This window comes from Sodalis sp. C49 (assembly GCF_046352915.1).
GTDB lineage: Bacteria > Pseudomonadota > Gammaproteobacteria > Enterobacterales > Enterobacteriaceae > Acerihabitans.
Genome location: NZ_CP163303.1, coordinates 2,600,287 through 2,616,792, shown reverse-complemented (window position 1 = coordinate 2,616,792; position 16,506 = coordinate 2,600,287). Strand labels below are relative to the sequence as shown.

At 58.5% G+C, this 16,506-nt stretch carries 14 protein-coding genes; 10 read left to right on the top strand and 4 right to left on the bottom strand.

The genetic code is table 11. The annotated features are described in order from the left end of the window. Both leuB and leuA read right to left on the bottom strand, forming a co-directional pair. The gene (leuB, locus tag ABUK12_RS11830; RefSeq protein WP_410016429.1) at positions 1 to 1,092 is read right to left on the bottom strand and encodes a 3-isopropylmalate dehydrogenase; all 1,092 of its coding nucleotides are present in this window, start codon (positions 1,090 to 1,092) and stop codon (positions 1 to 3) included. Positions 1,093 to 1,094: 2 nt separating this feature from the next. After that, entirely contained in the window at positions 1,095 to 2,672 is a 1,578-nt protein-coding gene (gene leuA / locus ABUK12_RS11825; RefSeq protein ID WP_410016428.1) for a 2-isopropylmalate synthase, read from the bottom strand. A 590-nt stretch (positions 2,673 to 3,262) separates the two neighbouring features. Between leuA and ilvI the strand changes: the two genes are divergently transcribed. Together ilvI and ilvN are read left to right on the top strand one after the other, a co-directional pair. Then, the gene (gene ilvI / locus ABUK12_RS11820) at positions 3,263 to 4,981 is read left to right on the top strand and encodes an acetolactate synthase 3 large subunit (protein ID WP_410016427.1); all 1,719 of its coding nucleotides are present in this window, start codon (positions 3,263 to 3,265) and stop codon (positions 4,979 to 4,981) included. Between the two features lie 2 nt (positions 4,982 to 4,983). Continuing rightward, positions 4,984 to 5,481, top strand: coding sequence for an acetolactate synthase small subunit (ilvN, locus tag ABUK12_RS11815; protein ID WP_410016426.1), 498 nt, complete (start codon positions 4,984 to 4,986; stop codon positions 5,479 to 5,481). Between the two features lie 779 nt (positions 5,482 to 6,260). Here ilvN and ABUK12_RS11810 read toward each other — a convergent pair. Continuing rightward, on the bottom strand, positions 6,261 to 6,539 hold the full coding sequence (locus tag ABUK12_RS11810; RefSeq protein ID WP_410016425.1) for a hypothetical protein: 279 nt from the start codon (positions 6,537 to 6,539) through the stop codon (positions 6,261 to 6,263). A 134-nt stretch (positions 6,540 to 6,673) separates the two neighbouring features. On the opposite strand from ABUK12_RS11810, the gene cra reads away from it, so the two are divergent. Next, on the top strand, positions 6,674 to 7,678 hold the full coding sequence (cra, locus tag ABUK12_RS11805) for a catabolite repressor/activator (RefSeq protein ID WP_410016424.1): 1,005 nt from the start codon (positions 6,674 to 6,676) through the stop codon (positions 7,676 to 7,678). A 103-nt stretch (positions 7,679 to 7,781) separates the two neighbouring features. Here cra and ABUK12_RS11800 read toward each other — a convergent pair whose 3' ends face one another. Continuing rightward, positions 7,782 to 8,225: an L-alanine exporter AlaE gene (locus tag ABUK12_RS11800; RefSeq protein ID WP_410016423.1), complete on the bottom strand. Its 444-nt coding sequence runs from the start codon at positions 8,223 to 8,225 to the stop codon at positions 7,782 to 7,784. An 859-nt stretch (positions 8,226 to 9,084) separates the two neighbouring features. On the opposite strand from ABUK12_RS11800, the gene mraZ reads away from it, so the two are divergent. The 7 genes from mraZ to mraY are packed head-to-tail and all read left to right on the top strand — an operon-like array spanning position 9,085 to position 16,503. Then, positions 9,085 to 9,543 (top strand): division/cell wall cluster transcriptional repressor MraZ, encoded by a 459-nt coding sequence (mraZ, locus tag ABUK12_RS11795; RefSeq protein WP_331119622.1) that lies wholly within the window; start codon positions 9,085 to 9,087, stop codon positions 9,541 to 9,543. Positions 9,544 to 9,545: 2 nt separating this feature from the next. Then, the gene (gene rsmH / locus ABUK12_RS11790) at positions 9,546 to 10,490 is read left to right on the top strand and encodes a 16S rRNA (cytosine(1402)-N(4))-methyltransferase RsmH (protein ID WP_410016422.1); all 945 of its coding nucleotides are present in this window, start codon (positions 9,546 to 9,548) and stop codon (positions 10,488 to 10,490) included. After that, complete coding sequence (gene ftsL / locus ABUK12_RS11785; protein WP_410016421.1) at positions 10,487 to 10,807, top strand: cell division protein FtsL; 321 nt, start codon at positions 10,487 to 10,489, stop codon at positions 10,805 to 10,807. The genes rsmH and ftsL overlap by 4 nt, the downstream gene beginning before the upstream one ends. A gap of 24 nt (positions 10,808 to 10,831) precedes the next feature. Beyond that, positions 10,832 to 12,595 (top strand): peptidoglycan glycosyltransferase FtsI, encoded by a 1,764-nt coding sequence (locus ABUK12_RS11780; protein WP_410016420.1) that lies wholly within the window; start codon positions 10,832 to 10,834, stop codon positions 12,593 to 12,595. Further along, a complete protein-coding gene (gene murE, locus ABUK12_RS11775; protein WP_410016419.1) occupies positions 12,582 to 14,069 on the top strand; it encodes a UDP-N-acetylmuramoyl-L-alanyl-D-glutamate--2,6-diaminopimelate ligase in 1,488 nt (495 codons plus the stop codon). Before ABUK12_RS11780 ends, murE begins: the two co-directional genes overlap by 14 nt. After that, positions 14,066 to 15,427, top strand: coding sequence for a UDP-N-acetylmuramoyl-tripeptide--D-alanyl-D-alanine ligase (gene murF / locus ABUK12_RS11770; RefSeq protein ID WP_410016418.1), 1,362 nt, complete (start codon positions 14,066 to 14,068; stop codon positions 15,425 to 15,427). The genes murE and murF overlap by 4 nt, the downstream gene beginning before the upstream one ends. Continuing rightward, on the top strand, positions 15,421 to 16,503 hold the full coding sequence (mraY, locus tag ABUK12_RS11765; RefSeq protein WP_410016417.1) for a phospho-N-acetylmuramoyl-pentapeptide-transferase: 1,083 nt from the start codon (positions 15,421 to 15,423) through the stop codon (positions 16,501 to 16,503). Before murF ends, mraY begins: the two co-directional genes overlap by 7 nt. Positions 16,504 to 16,506: the final 3 nt, after the last annotated feature.

Sequence of the window (16,506 nt, the reverse complement as noted above, 5' to 3'; positions counted from 1 at the left end):
TCATGCCCCCTGGGTAATATAACCGGCGATAATACTGCCCATCTCATCGGTGCCGACCGCGGCGCCGCTGCCGGCCAGATCGGCGGTACGGTGTCCGGCTTCCAGCGCCTGGTTGACCGCCCGTTCAACGGCGGCGGCGGCTTCATCCAGGCCCAGGCTGTAGCGCAGCAACAGCGCGGTGGACAGGATTTGCGCCACCGGGTTGGCCAGGTTCTTGCCGGCGATATCCGGCGCCGAACCGCCCGCGGGCTCGTAGAGACCGAAGCCTTGTTCATTGAGGCTGGCGGAGGGCAGCATGCCCATCGAGCCGGTGATCATGGCGCATTCATCGGACAGGATATCGCCAAACAGATTGGAGCACAGCAGCACGTCAAACTGGGACGGGTCCTTGATCAACTGCATGGTGGCGTTATCGATATATAAATGCGCCAACGCCACGTCCGGATAATCCTGGGCGATTTCAGTGACGATTTCACGCCACATAATCGAGCTTTGCAGCACGTTGGCTTTATCGATCGAGGTCACTTTGCCGCGGCGCTTGCGGGCGGATTCAAAGGCGATGCGGGCGATGCGCTCGATTTCAAAGCGGTGATAGACCTCGGTATCGAACGCGCGTTCATGCATGCCGCTGCCTTCCCTGCCTTTCGGCTGGCCGAAATAGATGCCGCCGGTCAGCTCGCGTACGCACAGGATATCAAACCCGCGGGCGGCGATATCGGCGCGCAGCGGACAGAAATCCTCCAGACCCGGATACAGCCGCGCCGGACGCAGGTTGCTGAACAGTTTGAAGTGTTTACGCAGCGGCAACAGCGCGCCGCGCTCGGGCTGCTGGGCCGGCGGCAAGTGTTCCCATTTCGGGCCGCCCACCGAGCCGAACAGAATGGCGTCGGCCTGCTCGCAGCCGTTGACCGTGGCGGCGGGCAGCGGGCTGCCGTGGCGATCGATGGCGGCGCCGCCGACGTCGTATTCGCTGGTGGTGATGCGTACGTCAAAACGCTGGCGCACGGCGGTTAAAATTTTGTAGGCCTGCGCCATGACTTCAGGGCCAATGCCGTCGCCCGGCAATACCGCTATATGATATGTCTTACTCATGTTCACACCGTTTCCTGGTAATCCCGTTTATTGTTTTGCCCTTGCAGACGCTGCAGTTCGATTTCGACCTGCCGCGCGCGCCAGATATTGTTCATCACGTGTATCATTGCCTTGGCCGAGGATTCGATGATATCGGTGGTCAGGCCGACCCCGTGGAAGCGGCGGCCGTGATAATCCACCACGATATCCACCTGGCCCAGCGCGTCGCGGCCGTGGCCTTTTGCGGTCAGCTGATATTTCTGCAGCGTGATGGGATAGTCGGTGATCCGGTTCAGCGCCTGGTAGACCGCGTCCACCGGACCATTGCCGGTTGCCGCTTCGGATTTGGTTTCCTCGCCGCACACCAGCTTAACCGACGCCGTGGCCATATCGTTGGAGCCGGACTGGACGCTGAAATAGTCCAGGCGGAAATGTTCGGGTTCTTCCTGCTGCTTGCTGATAAACGCCAGCGCTTCGAGGTCGTAATCGAATACCTGGCCTTTTTTGTCCGCCAGCTTGACGAAGGCGGCATACAGTTCGTCCAGATTATAATCCTGTTCCTGATAGCCCATTTCCTGCATGCGATGCTTCACCGCCGCCCGGCCGGAACGCGAGGTCAGGTTTAACTGCACTTCCTTCAGACCGATGGTTTCCGGCGTCATGATTTCGTAGTTCTGGCGGTTCTTCAGCACGCCGTCCTGATGGATGCCGGAGGAGTGGGCAAAGGCGTTGGACCCCACCACCGCCTTGTTGGCCGGGATGGGCATATTGCACAGCTGGCTGACAATCTGGCTGGTACGGTAGATTTCCTGATGATTGATATTGGTGTGCACGCCCAGGATATCGGCGCGCACTTTAATCGCCATGATCACTTCTTCCAGCGCGGTGTTGCCGGCGCGCTCGCCGATGCCGTTCAGGGTGCCTTCGACCTGCCGGGCGCCGGCCTGCACCGCGGCGATGGAATTGCCGGTCGCCATGCCCAGATCGTCGTGGCAATGCACCGAGATAATGGCTTTATCAATATTGGGCACGCGTTCATACAGGGAGGTGATGATGCCGCCGAACTGCACCGGGGTGGTGTAGCCGACGGTATCGGGAATATTGATGGTGCGGGCGCCGGCGTTAATCGCCGCTTCGACGATACGGCACAGGTTATCGATCGGGGTCCTGCCGGCGTCTTCGCAAGAGAATTCCACATCGTCGGTGTAGTTGCGCGCGCGTTTGACCGACTGCACCGCCATCTCCATCACCTGTTCGAAGCTGCGCTTGAGCTTGGATTCAATATGCAGCGTGGAGGTCGCCAGGAACACATGGATGCGGAACGCCTCGGCGACGCGCAAGGCTTCGGCGGCCACATCGATATCTTTTTCCACGCAGCGGGCCAGGCCGCAAACCCGGCTGTTCTTGATTTGACGGGCAATGGTCTGGACCGACTCAAAGTCGCCGGGAGAGGACACCGGGAAACCCACTTCCATTACATCGATGCCCATTCTTTCCAGAGCCAGGGCGATTTGCAGTTTCTCTTTCACACTCAGGCTGGCCTGCAATGCTTGTTCACCGTCGCGCAGCGTGGTATCAAAAATTATAACTTGTTGGCTCATGATTAATCCTATCTTCGTTTTTGGACGCGGTTTCTGGGCACGTTGCGCGGGCAAAAAAAAACCCGCGCCATGCGCGGGTTCTTTATCTGGGACGTATGAGTCAGCTCTGAACTCCGTGTACCAGCGTACCGCGCATCGACAGTGCGAGTAGTAGTAGGCCTAGTAGACGGAAAGAAGCGAACATGTTAGAGCGGCGTCCCAGTTCATGAATGAGTCATTGTATTTATAGGTACAGGATTCATTGGCGGGTGTCAACCATTCATACGCAATGCTTATCACCGCGCGCATTTCGCGGTTAATCCATGCAAATGTTAAGATGCTGTAATTATCCCGTCCAGCAGCGCGGTGGGTTTTGTGCCGCGTTAAAAGCAGTGTTTTATAGCGTCAATCTCGAGAACGGTAGCGTAAAAATTATTAGCGCCGCCGCGGTGCTGATTTTTGCTATTTGCCTGCCTTATCATCTGGCGTTATCGTTACCGGTCATAAATTAATAACAAAAATATTTCAGGGGCAGCTTTTCCCATCCCTGTGCCAAGCGACAGCGGCCTGTTGCTGCTGCGAAGAACCTACGTAAGCCTGGAGGCAAACCCATGGAGATGTTGTCAGGAGCCGAGATGGTCGTCCGATCGTTAATCGACCAGGGCGTGAAGCATATATTCGGTTATCCCGGCGGGGCCGTGCTGGACATCTACGATGCGCTGCATACGGTAGGCGGGATCGATCATATCCTGGTGCGTCACGAGCAGGGCGCGGTGCATATGGCCGACGGCTATGCGCGCGCCACCGGCAAGGTGGGCGTGGTGCTGGTGACCTCCGGCCCGGGCGCCACCAATGCCGTGACCGGCATTGCCACCGCCTATATGGATTCCATTCCCCTGGTGGTGATTTCCGGCCAGGTGGCCAGTTCGCTTATCGGTTTCGACGCTTTTCAGGAATGCGATATGGTGGGCATTTCCCGCCCGGTGGTGAAACACAGCTTTTTGGTGAAGAAAACCGAAGATATCCCCGGCATCCTGAAAAAAGCCTTTTACCTTGCCGCCACCGGCCGTCCCGGCCCGGTGGTGATTGACGTGCCCAAGGATATCGTTAATCCGGCCAATAAATTTCCCTATCTTTACCCGGACTCGGTATCGCTGCGTTCCTATAATCCGACGGTACAGGGCCATAAAGGGCAAATACGCCGCGCGCTGCAAACCCTGCTGGCCGCCGAGCGTCCGGTTATCTATACGGGCGGCGGGGCGATAACCGCCGGTTGCCATCAGGAGCTGCGTCTGCTGGCCGAAAAACTCAATATACCGGTGACCAGTTCTTTGATGGGATTGGGCAGTTTCCCGGGTACACATCGCCAGAGCCTGGGCATGCTGGGGATGCACGGCACTTATGAAGCCAATATGGCGATGCATCGCGCCGATGTGATTTTTGCAGTCGGGGTGCGTTTTGACGATCGCACCACGAATAATTTATTAAAATACTGTCCGGATGCCACGGTGCTGCATATCGATATCGATCCGGCCTCGATTTCCAAAACCGTTACGGCGGACGTGCCAATAGTCGGCGACGCCCGCCAGGTGCTGGTGCAAATGCTGGATCAGTTGGAGCTGGGCGAGAATACGCAGCAGTTCGACGCGTTGCGCGACTGGTGGCAGGATATCGAACAGTGGCGCGCCCGCCATTGCCTGGACTACGATCACCGCAGCGGCAAGATCAAGCCGCAGGCGGTGATCGAAACCTTGTTCCGCCTGACCGGCGGCAAGGCGTATGTGACTTCGGATGTCGGCCAGCATCAGATGTTCGCCGCGCTCTATTATCAATTTGACCAGCCGCGCCACTGGATTAACTCCGGCGGCCTGGGCACCATGGGCTTCGGGTTGCCCGCCGCGCTTGGCGTGAAGTTGGCGCTGCCCGACGAAACGGTGATTTGTATTACCGGCGACGGGAGTATCCAGATGAATATTCAGGAGCTGTCCACGGCGCTGCAATATGATCTGCCGGTGGTGGTGGTGAGTCTGAACAATCGTTATCTGGGTATGGTGAAGCAGTGGCAGGATATGATCTATTCCGGCCGTCATTCCCAGTCCTATATGGAATCGCTGCCGGATTTCGTCAAGCTGGCGGAAGCCTACGGCCATGTGGGCATTTCCATCCAGTCGCCGGATGAGCTGGAAAGCAAGCTGGCCCAGGCGCTGGCGCAAAAGAATCGTCTGGTGTTCGTGGATGTGATGGTTGACGGTACGGAACATGTCTATCCCATGCAGATTCGGGGCGGCGGCATGGACGAAATGTGGTTAAGCAAAACGGAGAGGACCTGATCATGCGCCGGATTTTATCAGTATTGCTGGAAAACGAGTCGGGCGCGTTATCGCGGGTGATCGGGTTGTTTGCCCAGCGCGGTTACAATATCGAGAGCCTGACCGTGGCGCCGACCGACGATCCCACGTTGTCGCGCATGACCATCCAGACCATGGGCGACGCCAAGGTGCTGGAGCAAATCGAGAAACAGCTGCATAAGCTGGTGGATGTGCTGCGCGTGAGCGAGCTTGGGCAAGGGCAGGGTACTCATGTCGAGCGGGAAATCATGTTGGTGAAGGTGCAGGCCGAGGGCGGCGCGCGCGAGGAAGTGAAGCGCTGCGCCGATATTTTCCGCGGGCAGATCGTGGATGTGACCTCGTCGCTGTATACCGTTCAGCTGGCGGGGACCAGCGATAAGCTGGATGCTTTTTTGTCCACTATTCGCGACGTGGGCAGTATCGTCGAAGTGGCCCGGTCAGGGATCGTCGGGCTGGCGCGCGGCGATAAGGTGATGCGCTGAGCATCGAGTCGTAGGGGCGCTCTCCCTTTAACACGCTTTATGCGGCATCGGTGATGGCGGGCATAGCCTGCCATGGGGCCCCGGTCGGGCGGGCACACCACGCCCGATTCAACCCCATCGGCATGCTCTCCCTTTAACAGGTTTTATGCGGCATCGGTGATGGCGGGCATAGCCTGCCATGGGGCCTCGGTCGGGCGGGCACACCACGCCCGATTCAACCCCATCGGCATGCTCTCCCTTTAACAGGTTTTATGCGGCATCGGTGATGGCGGTCATAGCCTGCCGTGGGGCCTCGGTCGGGCGGGCACACCACGCCCGATTCAACCCCATCGGCATGCTCTCCCTTTAACAGGTTTTATGCGGCATCGGTGATGGCGGGCATAGCCTGCCATGGGGCCTCGGTCGGGCGGGCACACCACGCCCGATTCAACCCCATCGGCATGCTCTCCCTTTAACAGGTTTTATGCGGCATCGGTGATGGCGGGCATAGCCTGCCATGGGGCCTCGGTCGGGCGGGCACACCACGCCCGATTCAACCCCATCGGCATGCTCTCCCTTTAACAGGTTTTATGCGGCATCGGTGATGGCGGGCATAGCCTGCCATGGGGCCTCGGTCGGGCGGGAAAAGCACGCCCGATTCAACCCCATCGGCATGCTCTCCCTTTAACAGGTTTTATGCGGCATCGGTGATGGCGGGCATAGCCTGCCATGGGGCCTCGGTCGGGCGGGCACACCACGCCCGATTCAACCCCATCGGCATGCTCTCCCTTTAACAGGTTTTATGCGGCATCGGTGATGGCGGGCATAGCCTGCCATGGGGCCTCGGTCGGGCGGGAAAAGCACGCCCGATTCGACCCCATTGGCACGCTTTCCCTTGAACACGTCTGCTTTAAGTTCGGCGTTGGCGGGCCTAGCGCACCATGGGGCGCTCGGTCGGGGGGGAACACCACGCCCGATTCGACCCCCTTGGCACGCATTTCCTTGAACACGTCTGCTTTACGTTTGGTGTTGGCACGCTCTTCCTTGAACAAAACGGTTTCTGCTTTGTGTACCGCCATTTCCCCGCCTTACTCGCGCGTCTATTCGCTTCTTGGCGTTTTATGCTGATAAAAGTTGTAGCATAATGATATACCCCGATGAGAATATGGATATATTGGGTCACTGTTAAATCTTTCAGCGCAAAGGAGTCTCTGTGAAACTGGATGAAATCGCGCGCCTGGCAGGCGTTTCGCGCACAACCGCCAGTTATGTGATCAACGGTAAAGCGAAACAATACCGCGTTAGCGATAAAACCGTGGAAAAGGTGATGGCGGTGGTTCGGGAACATAACTACCATCCCAACGCGGTTGCCGCCGGTCTCAGGGCAGGGAGGACGCGTTCCATCGGCCTGGTGATACCCGATCTGGAGAATACCAGTTATACCCGCATCGCCAACTATCTGGAGCGCCAGGCGCGCCAGCGCGGCTATCAGTTGCTGATCGCCTGTTCCGAGGATCAGCCGGATAATGAAATGCGCTGCATTGAACATCTGCTGCAACGGCAGGTGGACGCCATTATCGTTTCCACGGCCTTGCCGCCGGAACATCCATTTTACCAGCGCTGGGCCACCGATCCTTTTCCTATTATCGCCCTCGATCGCGCGCTTGATCCCGATCATTTTATCAGCGTGGTGGGCGCGGATCAGGATGATGCGGAAATGTTGTCGCGGGAACTGCGCAGTTTTCACGGCGCGTCGGTTTTGTATTTAGGCGCTTTGCCCGAGCTGTCGGTGAGTTTCCTGCGCGAGCAGGGCTTCAGGCGCGGATGGGAAGGCGACGCCAGGCAGCCTGATTTCCTGTATGCCAATAGTTATGAGCGCTCGTCTTCGGCGGCGTTGTTCAGCCAGTATCTGGAGAGCCATGACATGCCGCAGGCGATTTTTACCACGTCGTTTTCCCTGCTGCAGGGCGTGATGGACGTGACATTAAAGCGTAGCGGCAGGCTGCCGCCCGATTTGGCGATCGCCACTTTCGGCGATAATGAACTGCTGGATTTCCTGGAGTGTCCGGTGCTGGCGGTGGCGCAGCGTCATCGTGAGGTGGCGGAGCGGGTGCTGGAATTGGTGCTGGCAAGCCTGGACGAGCCGCACAGGCCGAAACCGGGATTGACCCGTATCAGGCGCAGCCTGTTTCGCCGCGGCTCGCTCAGCCGCGCCTGAGGGCCTTGCCCGCCCTCGCCCGCAAGGTGGTTAAGCCCGGTGAAGCCGGGCTGTCGGGTTCCGGCCCGGCGCCAATGCTGCCGGACCGGGTTTGCGGGGTAAATCAGTTAACGTAGCCTTTCACGTGGAACAGCCGGCGGCAATACTCAAGAAAATAGCCATATGCCACGCCCAGAATCATCGACCCTACCGCATTGGACGTGACCGCCGTCAAAATCTGTTGTGAATCCGCGCCGACCGCCAGCAGGATCAGGACATACACCGGCGATTGAAAACTGACATAGGCCAGCAAATCGGCAATGTTACGCGCCCAGAACCGGTTCGGGCCGTGACGGCGCGCCAATCTCAGCACCGCATCGCGATACTGGCCGAACGGCCAGGCAATGACAATGTTGACCGGAACGGAAAGCAATCTGGAGGATAAGGATTGTTGAAGTGTCATGCCGGACAGCAACACCTCAATAAACATCCCCGCGATAAAGCAATACACCACCAAAGCAAATGTGTCAGCCGCAGCCATGCGCAGACGAGATGAGCGCGAAAACATAACGGGTAGCTCCAAAGGAAAAAGGTCGCCGGGTGATGCGTTTACGCATCGGTGATAGTGTTTTGTGGTGTGTATTCTATGTGGCATAGAGTACATCACTGGATGTAAGTAGTTAACTAGCTAATAGTTTTTATTTCAATCATATGAGCAGCTCCTTATGCTTAATTTCCAGCGTTGATGTTCACGTTAAGCTATTTCATTCGGCCTGGAAACTTTAATGATTTATTTTCAATAAGTTATGTAGCGGTCGTTGGCGGAAGGTTTGGATTTGGCGGCAATTGTTCGCGAAATAAATGACAGTCAGCCAATTTCTACAGGCAAAATTTGCGTTAGGAATATTCTGGATTGGCTAATTAAGCTGGACATTCATAAATAAAATTGCGGATAAAATCGCCAGTTTTATCGGTAAATAAAAGTAAAGACCACATTATTAATGTCGGCGCATCTTTATATTTCAAAGCCTGTTTAGGATGGCTTGCGCGACGGCAATTATAAAAAAATTGCGCTAAAACAAATGCACCGCCGTCCAGGCCGATCTGGCGATTGAGCGAGGCGCCGCGGTAAGCGTATAATCGGCGCCGGCGACCCGACGCTCCCTCAGGCGGCTTGGTCTGGGTTTATATCAAAAAATTGCTAATTTTTAATCGAAACACCGCATTTATGAATATCATGATGTTATTAGTGTACTTTTTTGCCCCTCTGCAACTAATTCCCGTCAGAGTTTCTTAATTGATGCATAAATAATCCCATTCTTGCTCGTTAGTAGCTTGACAATGTTTTAATACCATTCGTACACTCTTTTGCGTGGGAATAAGTGGGGTTTCGTGGTGAAAAGGGTTTTTCGGGGGTAAATCGACATATGTTCCGTGGGGCAACGTTGGTTAATCTCGACAGTAAAGGCAGGCTAGCCGTGCCAACCCGCTACAGGGAAAAGCTGATCGAGGAAACGGAAGGATTGATGGTGTGTACCATCGACCTCCACCAACCATGCCTGTTGCTTTATCCCCTGCCGGAATGGGAAGTGATTGAACAGAAGCTTTCCCGTCTGTCGAGCATGAACCCCGCCGAACGCCGAGTGCAGCGCCTGTTGTTGGGACATGCCAGCGAATGCCAGATGGATGGCGCCGGGCGGCTGCTTATTGCGCAAACATTACGGCTCCACGCCGGACTTACCAAAGAAGTGATGCTGGTTGGACAATTCAATAAATTTGAATTGTGGGATGAACAGACCTGGTATCAACAAGTCAAGGATGATATCGACGCTGAACTGTCGGCGCAGGAACCACTCTCTGTGCGACTACAAGACTTGTCACTATAGCTATGGCAGAAACTTATCAACATACCACCGTCTTGCTGGATGAAGCGGTTAACGGCCTGAACCTGCGCCCCAATGGCATTTACATTGACGGCACGTTCGGTCGCGGTGGTCATTCGCGCCTGATCCTGTCCCAATTGGGGGCGGAGGGACAACTGCTGGCTATTGATCGCGATCCCCAGGCCATTGAAGCCGCCCGCGCCATAGACGACCCCCGGTTCAGCATTATCCACGGCCCGTTTTCCGCCATCGCGGACTATATGTCCGAGCGCGGGCTGACCGGCCGCGTGGACGGCATCCTGCTTGATTTGGGCGTGTCGTCGCCGCAGCTTGACGATCCGCTGCGCGGGTTTTCCTTTATGCGCGACGGTCCGCTGGATATGCGCATGGATACCTCCCGCGGGCTGTCCGCCGCCGAGTGGCTGGCCAAGGCCGGCGCCGACGATATCGCCTGGGTGTTAAAGACCTTCGGCGAAGAGCGCTTTGCCAAACGCATCGCCGAGGCCATCGTGGAAAAAAGTAAGCAGTCGCCGATGACGCGCACCCATGAACTGGCCGAGCTTATCGTTAACGCCAGCCCGTTTCGTGAAAAGCATAAGCATCCGGCGACCCGCAGCTTCCAGGCGATCCGCATTTATATCAATAGCGAGCTGGAAGAACTCGAACGGGCGCTGGATAGCGCCCTTGGCGTATTGGCGCCCGGCGGGCGCCTGTCGGTCATCAGCTTTCACTCGCTGGAAGATCGGCTGGTCAAACGTTTTATCCGCGACCATAGCCGCGGACCCCAGGTGCCTGCGCGCATGCCGTTGACCGAAGCGCAGATCGCCGAGCAGGGCGGCCAGGCGCAGCTTAAGCCGGTGGGCAAAATGCAGCCGTCGGAGCGGGAAGTGGCGGATAACCCGCGCGCGCGCAGCTCGGTGTTACGTTTTGCCGAGAGGCTGCCGTCATGATCGGCGGCGAACGGCACGGCCTGGTCGGCATTATCGGCGGCGATCTGCTGCGCCAGGGGAAAATCCCGTTTATTTTGCTGGTCGCCGTACTGGTGTCCGCGATTCTGGTGGTGACGACCACCCATGAAACGCGGCGCCTGACCGCCCAGCGCGAGCAGCTGGTCCTGGAACGGGACGCGCTGGATATCGAATGGCGCAACCTGATCCTGGAGGAAAACGCCCTGGGCGACCATAGCCGGGTCGAACGTTTCGCCACGGAAAAACTGATGATGCAGCATGTGGATCCTTCACAGGAAAATATTGTGGTTCAACCTTAACGCAACCGGATAACTAAACATTTAATGAAAGCCGCGCGAGCGATAAAATTGAAACGCTATGTAGATCAGGCCAGCTTTGTCAGCTGGCGTTTTGCGTTGTTGTGCGGCTGTATTTTACTTGCGTTGCTGGGTCTGGTTTTTCGCGTGGGCTACCTGCAGGTTATCAATCCGGACATGCTGGTGCGCGAGGGCGATATGCGGTCGCTGCGTGTGCAGGAAGTGCCCACCGCGCGCGGCATGATAAGCGACCGTGCCGGGCGCCCCCTGGCGGTCAGCGTGCCGGTCAACGCCATTTGGGCCGACCCGAAAGAAGTGAACGAACATGGCGGCATCACCGTCGACAGCCGCTGGAAGGCGCTGTCCGACGCGTTATCCATCCCCCTCGATCAGATGTCCTCGCGCATTAACGCCAATCCCAAGGGACGCTTTGTTTACCTGGCGCGTCAGGTCAATCCGGCCATTGGCGACTACATCCACAAGCTGAAGCTGCCCGGTATTTATTTGCGCCAGGAGTCGCGGCGTTACTATCCGGCGGGGCAAGTTACCGCCCACCTGATCGGTTTTACCAATATCGACAGCCAGGGCATCGAAGGGGTGGAAAAAAGCTTCGACCGCTGGCTGACCGGCCAGCCCGGCGAGCGCACGGTGCGCAAAGACCGCTTCGGCAGGGTGATCGAGGATATCTCCACCGTCGATAGCCAGGCGGCGCATAACCTGGTCCTCAGTATCGACGAACGGCTCCAGGCGGTGGTCTACCGGGAATTGAACAACGCGGTGGCCTTTAATAAAGCCGAATCGGGCACCGCGGTGCTGGTGGATGTCAACACCGGCGAGGTTCTGGCGATGGCCAACAGCCCTTCCTATAACCCTAATAACCTGAGCGGGACGACCAAGGACGTGATGCGCAACCGCGCCATCACCGATATTTTCGAACCGGGTTCCACGGTGAAGCCGATGGTGGTAATGACCGCCTTGCAGCGCGGCGTTATCAAGGAAAATAGCGTACTCAATACCGTGCCTTATTACATCAACGGCCATGAGATCAAAGACGTGGCCCGTTATGCCGAGCTGACCCTGACCGGGGTTTTGCAAAAATCGAGTAACGTCGGCGTTTCCAAGCTGGCGTTAGCGATGCCCTCCTCGGCGCTGGTAGATACCTACTCGCGTTTTGGCCTGGGTAAGGCGACCAATTTGGGGTTGGTCGGAGAAAGCAGTGGCTTATTTCCCCATAAACAACGGTGGTCTGACATAGAGAGGGCCACCTTCTCTTTCGGCTACGGGCTAATGGTAACGCCGTTACAGTTAGCGCGTGTCTATGCCACGGTCGGCAGCCTGGGCATTTTGCGCCCGCTGTCGATTACCAAGGTCGATCCGCCGGTGGCGGGCGAGCGTGTATTCCCCGAGACCCTGGTGCGCACCGTGGTGCATATGATGGAAAGCGTCGCGCTGCCCGGCGGCGGCGGCACCAAGGCCGCCATCAAAGGCTATCGCATCGCCATCAAGACCGGCACCGCGAAAAAGGTCGGTCCCGACGGACAATACATCAATAAATACATCGCCTATACCGCGGGCGTGGCGCCGGCCAGCCAGCCCCGCTTCGCGCTGGTGGTGGTCATCAACGATCCGCAGGCCGGCAAATACTACGGCGGCGCCGTATCCGCGCCGGTGTTCGGCGCCATTATGGGCGGCGTGTTGCGAACGATGAACGTGGAACCGGATGCTCTTCAGACCGGAGATAAAAATGACATGGTAACTAATCGAAAAGAGGGATCAGGTGACCGATCGTAATTTGCGCGAATTGCTCGCTCCGTGGGTGCCCCAGGCGCCGGAGCGCGCGCTGAGGGAAATGACGCTGGACAGCCGCACGGCGGCTGCCGGGGATCTGTTTGTGGCCGTAGCCGGCCATAAAGCGGACGGGCGCAGCTATATTTCCCAGGCTATTGCGCAAGGTGTTGCCGCCGTGGTGGCGGAAGCCGACGGCGAGGCCGCGGATGGCGAGCTGCGCGAGCAGCATGGCGTCCCGGTTATCTACCTTGCCGGACTGAACGCGCGGTTATCGGCCCTGGCCGGCCGTTTTTACGGCCAGCCGTCGCAGGCGCTACGGCTGGCCGGCGTCACCGGCACCAACGGTAAAACCACCACCACCCACCTGCTGGCGCAATGGGCGCAGCTGATGGGTGACACGAGCGCCGTCATGGGCACCGTGGGCAACGGTTTATTCGGCCAGGTCGTCCCGGCGGAAAATACCACCGGCTCGGCCGTTGATGTGCAGCAGACGCTGTATCAGCTACATCAGCAGGGCGCGGAGTTCGCCGCCATGGAAGTCTCTTCCCATGGCCTGGTGCAGCACCGGGTGGCCGATGTGCATTTCGCCGCCGCCGCGTTTACCAACCTGAGCCGCGATCACCTGGATTACCATGGCGATATGGCCCATTACGAAGCGGCTAAATGGCAGCTGTTCGCCAGCCCTAATGTGGCGCAGCGCATTATCAACGCCGACGACGAGGTGGGCCGGCGCTGGCTGGCCCGGCTGCCTGAGGCGGTGGCGGTATCCGTCAGCCAGCGCCTGCCGTCGCCCTTGCCCGCCCGTTGGCTGCAGGCCACCCGGGTGCAGTATCACGCCACCGGCGTGGAAATCCAGTTTGATTCCAGCTGGGGCGGCGGGCAAATCCGCAGCCGGCTGATTGGCGAGTTTAATGTCAGCAACCTGCTGTTGGCCTTTGCCACCCTGCTGGCGCTGGGCTATCCGCTGGCTGAACTGGCCCGCAAAGCGGGGCAGTTACAGTCGGTAAACGGTCGTATGGAAGTATTTCATGCCGCCGGCAAACCCACGGTGGTGGTGGACTACGCCCATACGCCGGATGCGCTGGAAAAGGCGCTGGCGGCGGCCAGGCAGCACTGCCACGGTAAGCTGTGGTGCGTGTTCGGCTGCGGCGGCGATCGTGATAAAGGTAAGCGCCCGCTGATGGGCGGCATCGCCGAACAATACGCCGATCGGGTGGTGATCACCGATGACAATCCACGCGGCGAGGCGCCGATGGCCATCATCAACGATATCCTGGCGGGGCTGCTGAATGCGGGCGGCGCCATGGTGATCCCGGGCCGGGCCGAAGCGGTAACCAGCGCCGTGATGCAGGCCGGCGAGCAGGACGTGGTGCTGGTGGCGGGCAAGGGCCATGAGGATTACCAGCTGATCGGCAAGCAACGCCTGGATTACTCCGATCGCACCACCGTGGCGCGTTTATTGGGGGCGCTCGCATGATTAGCGTATCCCTCGCAACGCTGGCCCCGGTGCTGAACGCGGAATTTATCGGCGCGGACAGCGTTATCAGCGCCGTATCCACCGATTCGCGCGCCGTGGCGCCGTCCGGTTTATTCGTGGCGCTCAAGGGCGAGACGTTCGATGCCCATGATTTTGCGCGGCAGGCTATTGCCGGCGGGGCTATCGCCCTGCTGGTGAGTAAGCGCTTACCGGTGGACGTGCCCCAACTGCTGGTGGCCGATACCCGCCGCGCCCTGGGATTGCTGGGCGCCTGGGTGCGCAGCCAGGTGCCCGCGCGGGTCGTGGCCCTGACCGGCTCGTCCGGCAAGACGTCGGTCAAGGAAATGACCGCCGCCATCCTGCGCCAGTGCGGACGGGTGTTATATACCGACGGCAATTTCAACAATGACATCGGCGTGCCGCTGACGCTGCTGCGCCTGACGCCCGCGGATGATTTTGCGGTTATCGAGCTTGGCGCCAACCATATCGGCGAAATCGCCTATACCACCGATCTGGTCAGGCCGGAAACGGCGCTGGTAAACAACCTGTCCGCCGCGCATCTGGCGGGTTTCGGTTCGCTGAGCGGCGTGGCGCAGGCCAAAGGCGAAATTTTCGGCAGTCTGCCGCCCCAGGGCCGGGCCATTATCAATGCCGATAGCCACGATTGGCCGCACTGGCAGGCGCTGCTGCAGCATAAGCAGGTATGGCGCTTCTCGCCGCAGGCGGGCGACGCGGTGGATTTTTACGCCAGCGACGTTTGCGCTACCCAGGGCGGAGTCGATTTTACGCTGCATTGCCCGTTGGGCGAATGCCGGGTGAAACTCCCCTTGCCGGGGCGCCATAACGTGGCGAACGCGCTGGCGGCCAGCGCGCTGGCGCTGTCGGTCGGCGCCACCCTTGAAGCCGTGGTTCTCGGCCTGGCGCAGCTGAGCGCCGTGCCGGGCCGGCTGTTTCCCATTACGTTGGGCCAGGGCCGGTTGTTGCTCGACGACAGCTATAACGCCAACGTCGGCTCGATGACCGCCGCGGCGCAGGTTTTGGCCGACATGCCGGGTTACCGGGTGATGGTGGTGGGCGATATGGCCGAGCTGGGCGACGGGGAAGAAGAATGCCATCGCCAGGTGGGCGACGCCATACGTATGGCGGGCATTGACAAAGTTTTAAGCGTCGGCAGGCTGAGCCAGGCAATAAGCGAAGCCAGCGGCCGTGGCGAACATTTCCAGGATAAAGCGTCGCTGACTTTCCGTCTGACGCAGTTACTGTCTGAACATGCGGTAATTACCCTATTAGTCAAAGGTTCACGTAGTTCCGCAATGGAGCAGGTAGTGCGCGCGTTACAGGAGAAAGCAACATGTTAGTTTGGCTGGCCGAACATTTGGTCCAATTTTATTCGGGCTTTAACGTCTTTTCGTATTTGACGTTCCGCGCCATCGTCAGCCTGCTGACCGCGTTATTTATTTCGCTGTGGATGGGACCGCATCTGATCGCCTGGCTGCAAAAATTGCAAATCGGCCAGGTGGTGCGCAGCGACGGACCGGAGTCGCATTTCAGCAAACGCGGCACTCCCACCATGGGCGGGCTGATGATTTTAACCTCCATCACCATTTCGGTGCTGATGTGGGCTTACCCGTCGAATCCGTATGTATGGTGCGTGCTGTTTGTGCTGCTGGGTTACGGCGTGGTCGGATTTATCGATGACTACCGCAAGGTGGTGCGCAAGGATACCAAGGGACTGATTGCCCGCTGGAAGTATTTCTGGCAGTCGATCATCGCCATTGCGGTGGCGTTTACCATGTACCAGGTGGGCAAAGGGACGCCGGCCACCCAACTGGTGGTGCCGTTTTTCAAGGACATCATGCCCCAGCTCGGGCTGCTGTATGTCCTGCTGGCCTACTTCGTCATCGTCGGCACCAGCAACGCGGTAAACCTGACCGACGGGCTGGACGGCCTGGCGATCATGCCGACGGTGTTTGTCGCCGCCGGGCTGGCGCTGGTGGCCTGGGCCACCGGGAATATGAATTTCGCCAACTATCTGCATATCCCCTATATCCGTTACGCGGGGGAACTGGTGATAGTCTGTACCGCCATCGTCGGCGCCGGGTTGGGTTTTTTATGGTTTAACACCTACCCGGCCCAGGTATTTATGGGCGATGTCGGCTCACTGGCGCTGGGCGGGGCGCTTGGCACCATTGCGGTACTGTTGCGCCAGGAGTTCCTGCTGGTGATCATGGGCGGCGTGTTTGTCATGGAGACCATGTCGGTAATCCTGCAGGTGGGGTCGTTTAAACTGCGCGGCCAGCGGATTTTCCGCATGGCGCCGATTCATCATCATTATGAGCTGAAAGGCTGGCCGGAACCGCGCGTGATCGTGCGCTTTTGGATAATCTCGCTGATGCTGGTCCTGATTGGACTGGCGACGCTGAAGGTGCGGTAACTA

Coding starts and splice junctions, on each gene's coding strand:
- mraY (WP_410016417.1), top strand. CDS start 15,421: ATGTTAGTTTGGCTGGCCGAACATTTGGTCCAATTTTATTCGGGCTTT.
- ABUK12_RS11780 (WP_410016420.1), top strand. CDS start 10,832: ATGAAAGCCGCGCGAGCGATAAAATTGAAACGCTATGTAGATCAGGCC.
- ABUK12_RS11810 (WP_410016425.1), bottom strand. CDS start 6,539: ATGGCGGTACACAAAGCAGAAACCGTTTTGTTCAAGGAAGAGCGTGCC.
- ABUK12_RS11800 (WP_410016423.1), bottom strand. CDS start 8,225: ATGTTTTCGCGCTCATCTCGTCTGCGCATGGCTGCGGCTGACACATTT.
- rsmH (WP_410016422.1), top strand. CDS start 9,546: ATGGCAGAAACTTATCAACATACCACCGTCTTGCTGGATGAAGCGGTT.
- leuB (WP_410016429.1), bottom strand. CDS start 1,092: ATGAGTAAGACATATCATATAGCGGTATTGCCGGGCGACGGCATTGGC.
- mraZ (WP_331119622.1), top strand. CDS start 9,085: ATGTTCCGTGGGGCAACGTTGGTTAATCTCGACAGTAAAGGCAGGCTA.
- leuA (WP_410016428.1), bottom strand. CDS start 2,672: ATGAGCCAACAAGTTATAATTTTTGATACCACGCTGCGCGACGGTGAA.
- ilvN (WP_410016426.1), top strand. CDS start 4,984: ATGCGCCGGATTTTATCAGTATTGCTGGAAAACGAGTCGGGCGCGTTA.
- murF (WP_410016418.1), top strand. CDS start 14,066: ATGATTAGCGTATCCCTCGCAACGCTGGCCCCGGTGCTGAACGCGGAA.
- ftsL (WP_410016421.1), top strand. CDS start 10,487: ATGATCGGCGGCGAACGGCACGGCCTGGTCGGCATTATCGGCGGCGAT.
- ilvI (WP_410016427.1), top strand. CDS start 3,263: ATGGAGATGTTGTCAGGAGCCGAGATGGTCGTCCGATCGTTAATCGAC.